This window comes from Nocardiopsis sp. NPDC049922 (assembly GCF_040660275.1).
GTDB lineage: Bacteria > Actinomycetota > Actinomycetes > Streptosporangiales > Streptosporangiaceae > Nocardiopsis.
In genome coordinates this window covers 1-5,554 of the sequence record NZ_JBFAME010000043.1, presented here as the reverse complement: position 1 = coordinate 5,554, position 5,554 = coordinate 1, and the positions used below count along the sequence as shown (strand labels likewise).

The 5,554-nt window shown below is 70.8% G+C and carries 7 protein-coding genes; all 7 read left to right on the top strand.

Annotation, left to right across the window (positions count from 1 at the left end):
- Positions 1–177 precede the first annotated feature (177 nt).
- Positions 178–798 (top strand): hypothetical protein, encoded by a 621-nt coding sequence (locus AB0I72_RS28205; RefSeq protein WP_358574104.1) that lies wholly within the window; start codon positions 178–180, stop codon positions 796–798.
- A 109-nt stretch (positions 799–907) separates the two neighbouring features.
- Entirely contained in the window at positions 908–1,582 is a 675-nt protein-coding gene (locus tag AB0I72_RS28200; RefSeq protein WP_358574102.1) for a hypothetical protein, read from the top strand.
- An 85-nt stretch (positions 1,583–1,667) separates the two neighbouring features.
- Positions 1,668–2,468, top strand: coding sequence for a winged helix-turn-helix domain-containing protein (locus AB0I72_RS28195; protein ID WP_358574099.1), 801 nt, complete (start codon positions 1,668–1,670; stop codon positions 2,466–2,468).
- Between the two features lie 73 nt (positions 2,469–2,541).
- Positions 2,542–2,910 carry a hypothetical protein gene (locus AB0I72_RS28190; RefSeq protein WP_358574097.1) on the top strand — a complete coding sequence of 123 codons (369 nt, stop codon included), beginning with the start codon at positions 2,542–2,544 and terminating at the stop codon, positions 2,908–2,910.
- A 172-nt stretch (positions 2,911–3,082) separates the two neighbouring features.
- Complete coding sequence (locus AB0I72_RS28185; RefSeq protein ID WP_358574095.1) at positions 3,083–3,859, top strand: hypothetical protein; 777 nt, start codon at positions 3,083–3,085, stop codon at positions 3,857–3,859.
- Positions 3,856–4,857, top strand: a complete 1,002-nt coding sequence (locus AB0I72_RS28180) for a DNA methyltransferase (protein ID WP_358574093.1) — start codon at positions 3,856–3,858, stop codon at positions 4,855–4,857. Before AB0I72_RS28185 ends, AB0I72_RS28180 begins: the two co-directional genes overlap by 4 nt.
- Positions 4,854–5,243, top strand: a complete 390-nt coding sequence (locus AB0I72_RS28175; RefSeq protein ID WP_358574091.1) for a hypothetical protein — start codon at positions 4,854–4,856, stop codon at positions 5,241–5,243. The genes AB0I72_RS28180 and AB0I72_RS28175 overlap by 4 nt, the downstream gene beginning before the upstream one ends.
- The last annotated feature ends 311 nt before the right edge of the window (positions 5,244–5,554 follow it).

The following is a 5,554-nucleotide window of genomic DNA, read 5'->3' as shown; positions in this document are numbered from 1 at the left end:
CCCCGGTGCGGGCCCGCGCCCACCTGGACCTGCGCCCCTAACCGCGCACACGCCACCCGGGGCCGCCCCCCTGCCGGAAGGGGCGGGGCGGCCCCGGCCACCCGAACACCCACATCACTGCGCGCCGAGCGTTGTGTTCGGCGCGCCCACACGAAGGGATCAACAATGCACGAGCACATGACCACTCGCACTGCGAGCGAGTGGTTCGCGGCCAGTCAGATCACGTCGGACCTGCTCAAAGAGGTGCAGCGTGTCGGCCCCGGCGGTGTCATCATCGCCGACGCCCCCGGGCGCTGCTACCGCATCACCCATGCGCGCACCTTGTCCCCGCTCTCCCAGACCACCCCGATCGTCTACGGGCACGCCAACCTCGTTCAGGACCTGACCGACTTCGAGCCCGAGTACGGGGACCGGGTGTGGGAAGAGCTCGCCCACAAGGTGGACTTCGCGGTCCTGGACATCATGGACCAATGGGTGGACGACATCACCCGCACCAGCTTCGACATCCCGGTCATGCGCGAACAGATGCAGGACTTCGGGTTCGAGCTGAACGCCCGCTCCTGGTACCGCAGCGGCAAGGTCACCGACTCCTACGTGTGCGGCGAACACCCGCGTATCACGGTCACCACCTGCATCCCCGCTCGTTCCCCGCGCACCCGGCGGTCCCCGGTGGAGATCTTCGATCACGGCCAGTGCGTGAGCGAGACGACGGCGAAGATCCGCAACCACGCCGTGGCCGTGTACACCGCCTACCAGATCCGGGAAGAGGTGGACGCCTACCTGCGCCGCAACCCCTGACCGTCACCTGACCGGGTCGCCCCGCCTGCGGGGCGGGGCGACCCCCGCCACACCCCTACCACCGCGCGCCGAGCGTCGTGTTCGGCGCGCCCACAAGAAAGGACTCACCATGTTCGAGAACGTGCCCGAGGTGACGATCGCTGACTGGTTCACCGGGGCCGAGATCACCTCGAGGATGCTGCGCACCCTGGACCGGATCGGCCCGGGCGGGGTGATCATCGCCGACCTGTACGAGCGCGACTACTACGTCACCCACGCCCGCACCCTGGCCCCGGCCACCCAGACCTCCTTCATCGTGTTCGGCTACCACGACCTGGTCGTCAACCTCGCCGAGTACACCGCCGCCTACGGGCAGCACGGCTGGCAGAGGCTGGTGGACGCGGTCGACGAATCCACCCGGGACACCATGACCGAACGCCTGGAGAACCTCGCCAAGATCGGGTTCGTCGTCACCCGCATGCGCCAGCACATGCAGGCGCGCGGGTTCGACCTGACCTCCGCGCCGCACTACTACCACCGCTACGCCGACCCAGGCATCTACACGCAGCCCACGACCCGGATGGTGGCCGACCGCTACGCCGACCGCGCCAACCCGGCCATCACGGTGACGGTGAAGATGCCCCTCCAGGAGGCAACGGGGGCGTTGTCCCTGATCAAGGTGAACGACGACGGCCGTCACGTGAGGGGCTGGCCCAAGGCGCTGCGCAACCAGTTCGTGGCGGGCGCGCACGCCCGCCGTGTGCGCGCCGAGGTCGACACCCACCTGCGCCGCACCCGCGCCTGACCGCCGCCTCCTACCGGGTCGCCCCGCCATGGGGGTGGGGCGACCCCCGCCACACACCACTGTTCCGCGAAAGGATCCGTTTGCCATGACCACCACCACGACCGCGCGCCGTCCCAAGACCCGCACCCGTGAGCTCATCCTGACCGCCTTGGCCGAGGCACCCGAGTCCGTCACCGTCACCGAGTTGGCCGAGGTTGCGGGGGTGGGCAGGTCGACCCTGGGCAAGCACCTGCCCTCGTTGGAGAAGGACGGGCTGGCCGTGCGCACTCCGGGCGGGCGGGACGGACGCCGTCGCCTGCCCGACACCTGGCAGGCCACCACCTCCACCGAAAGTGACACCACCGACAGCGAGGACACCTTCCCGGCCCGGGCGGGGGGCGAGGAGCCAGTCGATGCCGTACCCGCAGAGCCGGAAGCTGTGGTGGACACCGCTTCCGCCCCGGTCGCACCTGTTCTGGAGGCGCGGGCGGAGGACTCCGTGCCGACGGCGCGCACAGAGGAGAACCTGGTTGAGGAAACCCCGGATGAGGAGGTGGCCACGACAACCTCGCGTACCCCGGACGTTCCAGCCCAGCCCGCCCCGGCCCCGGCAACCCCGCCCAAGCCCCGGGCGGCCTCGCCCCGGACCCACGTGACCACGACGCCGGACGTGAACCCGGTGAGCGGGTCGACCCGGCTCGCCCCGGGCGAGCTGAAGCTGATGGTGCGGGCGATCCTCGACTCCGACCCGGGTGAGGAGTTCACCGCGACCGAGATCAGCCACCTGTTGCAGGGCCGGTCGATTGGCGCGATCCAGAACAACCTCGCCCGCCTGGCCAAGGACGGTTACGCGGTACGGACGTGCGAGAAGCCCCGCCGCTACCGGTCCGCCAAGGCCGCGAGCTAGCGACCCGCTCCGGGGGGTGTGGGCGAACACGATCCCACACCCCCACCTTGCCTATACCCCTAGGGAGTATGAAGTGTTTGATGGTATGTGGCCCTGGCCCGACCTGGGCTGTGTGGAATGGGAGTACACCCTCGTCCTGGCCACCCTGTGCGTGACGGTCACCCTGGTGGGGGTGGTCAACCGTACTCACCGGTTGCTGCGCACCTACTACCTGGCCAACCGGTGGCCGGGGGTGGTGCACCGGGAGGACCGGGGTCCGGGGACGGTCTGCGGGGTGTGCGGCCACCACCTCGCGGTGCACGATGCGGCTACCGGCCGGTGCTGCCACGGCACCCCGCTGGACCACCTCGCGGTGATCATCGCCCTCCCACTCCCGTTGCTGGTGCGGGACATGGTGCAGGAGGCCGGGTGCCCCTGCCGCCTCCAGGAACCGAACAGCTAACACGGACCTGTGCGTGAGCCGGGTGAAGGCCCCGGACCCACACCACCAAGCCGGTGGTGTGGGTCCCGGGCCTTCAGCTTCCCCTCGAAGTTTTGCGGGGTCGGTGTCGCATTCGTGGTGGGGGCGTCTTCTTAGGAGGTCATCAGGGCGAGAAAGAAGGAGGGTGCACCTGATGACACACACGTCCTACGACAACCCCACGGGCAGGCCGCCGTTGGCGGTGTGGCCGTGCGCTCCGACCCCCCACCACCCCACCCACGAGGGGGCGGGCGAGGTGGTGCCGGATCGGTTGGCGCACCGGCTGGTGGGCGAGTACACCCGCCCGGGGCAGGTGGTCGCCGATGTGACCGGTACCCAGGGGCGGGTGGCGGCGATCGCCCGCCTGCGGGGGCGCTCGGCCGAGGTGCCCGCCCGCACCGTCCACGACCAGGACGAGCAGGTGACGGTGTTCGGGGTGGCCTGGGCCGACCTGACCGTCACCGTCCTTCCCGTGGTCTGCGACGAGGATCCACGTCGCCGTGAACGCCGCACCCAGGCGCGGGTGACCTTCGCGGTGACCCTCACCCGCCCGGGCGGGATCGTCGCGGTCATCACCCCCATCGGGCACGCCCCCACCGGGGAGGTGGTGGACCCCGCCCCTGGGGTGGTGCGGGCCGCGACCCGCGCGGGGCTGGTGTATGTGCAGCACGTGATCGCGCTGACCGTCCCGATCTGCGAGGCCGGGCTCGGGGCCACCATCCCTGTACGCCGCGAAGATGTCGACCTCGAACGGGAGCAGGCGTTCGATCCGGACCGGGAGGAGGACGAGGTCGGGGCGGGGTTGCCGGCGTCGGTGGTCGAGGCGGCGGCCACGATCACCTCGCCCGCGCACCTGAACGTGTCGGTGTTCCGGCTCCCCAAGCGGTACCGGACCGTCACCGCGGAGGTTCGTGGGGAGGTGGGCGCGTGAGTCAGGGCAACTACGAGGTCAACGACTTCGACCACGACGCGAACGGCGATCTCGGCCACCCGCACGACGGTCATGACCACCTCGAGGAACGGGAGCAGCTCGAGGAACACGACCAGCTCGCGGGGGCGGGCTGGTCGGTGTGGACCACGGGGCAGCGCCAGGCCCGCCAGCAGCGGGGCAACCGGTACTCGCGGTTGTCGGTGGAACACCCCGCCAAGATGCTGCCCGCGATCGCCCAGCACGCCATCGCCACCTACACCCGCCCGGGGGAGGTGGTGTTGGATCCGATGTGCGGGATCGGCACCACCCTGGTCGAGGCGGTCCACCTGGGACGCGAGGCGGTCGGGATCGAGTTGGAGCCCAAGTGGGCGTCCATCGCCCGGCTGAACCTGGAGACCGCCACCGTCCACGCAGCACCCGGCCAGGGGACGGTGCACACCGGCGAGGGGTCCGAGGTCGCCACCGGCCTGGCTGACACGCGGCTGGCGGGGCGGGTGCGGTTGGTGTTGACCTCGCCTCCGTACGGGTCGATGACCCACGGCCAGGTTCGCTCACGCCGCGACGGGGCACGGGCGGTGGAGAAGTACGCCCACGTCTACGCCCGCGACCGTGACGAGAAGGTGGCCAACCTCGCCTACCAGCGGCCGCACCAGTTGGCGGACTCCCTTACCCGGATCCTGGGGGCGTGTCGCCCGTTGTTGGCGCCGGGCGGGGTGGTCGTGGTGACCACCCGCCCCTACCGCAAGGACGGCCACCTGATCGATTTCCCCGGCCAGGTCGCCGAGGCGGGCCGGCGGGCCGGGCTGGTCCAGATCGACCGGTGCGCCGCCCTGTTGTGCGCGGTACGCGACGGCGAGGTCGTGTCACGGACCTCGTTCTTCCAGCTCATCGAGACCCGCCGCCTGCGCAAGGCGGGGATCCCGGTGCACGTGATCCAGCACGAGGACGCCCTGGTCTTCACCAACCCCACCACCGACCAGGAGGCCCAAGCCGCATGACCGACCACCAGACCAACCAGGGCTGCGAGACGGGGCAGGCACCCGACCGGTTCACCGACGCCGCCAGCGGTGGACGGCGCTGCCGCATCATCAGCGATCTGCGGGAGTTGGCCGACTTCCTCGAAGCGCACCCGGACCTGCCCATCAGCCCGCACACCAGCGTGGAGGTCACCTACTTCCCGCACACCAGCCGCGACGCCGACGCCTTCGCCGAGGTGGCCCGCGTCGGTGCCGCGTTGGGGGTGATGCCGACGTGGGAGGGCGACCACCTGGTGGTCGAACACGTGCGGGGAGCGGGCCGGTATCGGGTGGTGGCGATCCCGGAGAAGGTGCGGGCCGAGTATCGGGCGTGGTTGACCTACACGGGTCACGTCCGCCCGGACTGACCGTCACCCGCCGTCGGGGGCGGGGGTGGGTCCCCGTCCCCTGGCACGGGCCCCGGGGCGTAGGGGGCGGGTGCGGGGCGCTGTGTGGCCCCACACCCGCCCCGCCGCCCCGGGATGGTCCCACCCGCCCGGTCCGGGGTGCGTGGGGCCGACACGGGCGCACACACGCCCTGATCAGCGAAAACGACATACTGCCCGAATGGGTCGGGTGGTGGACGGGGGAGCGTGAAACCGGTGGCGCATTCATCGAATCCGCTTGCACATCTCGGCGAGGTCGAGCGTGGATGTCTGCTGCCCCGCACAGCGCGGGG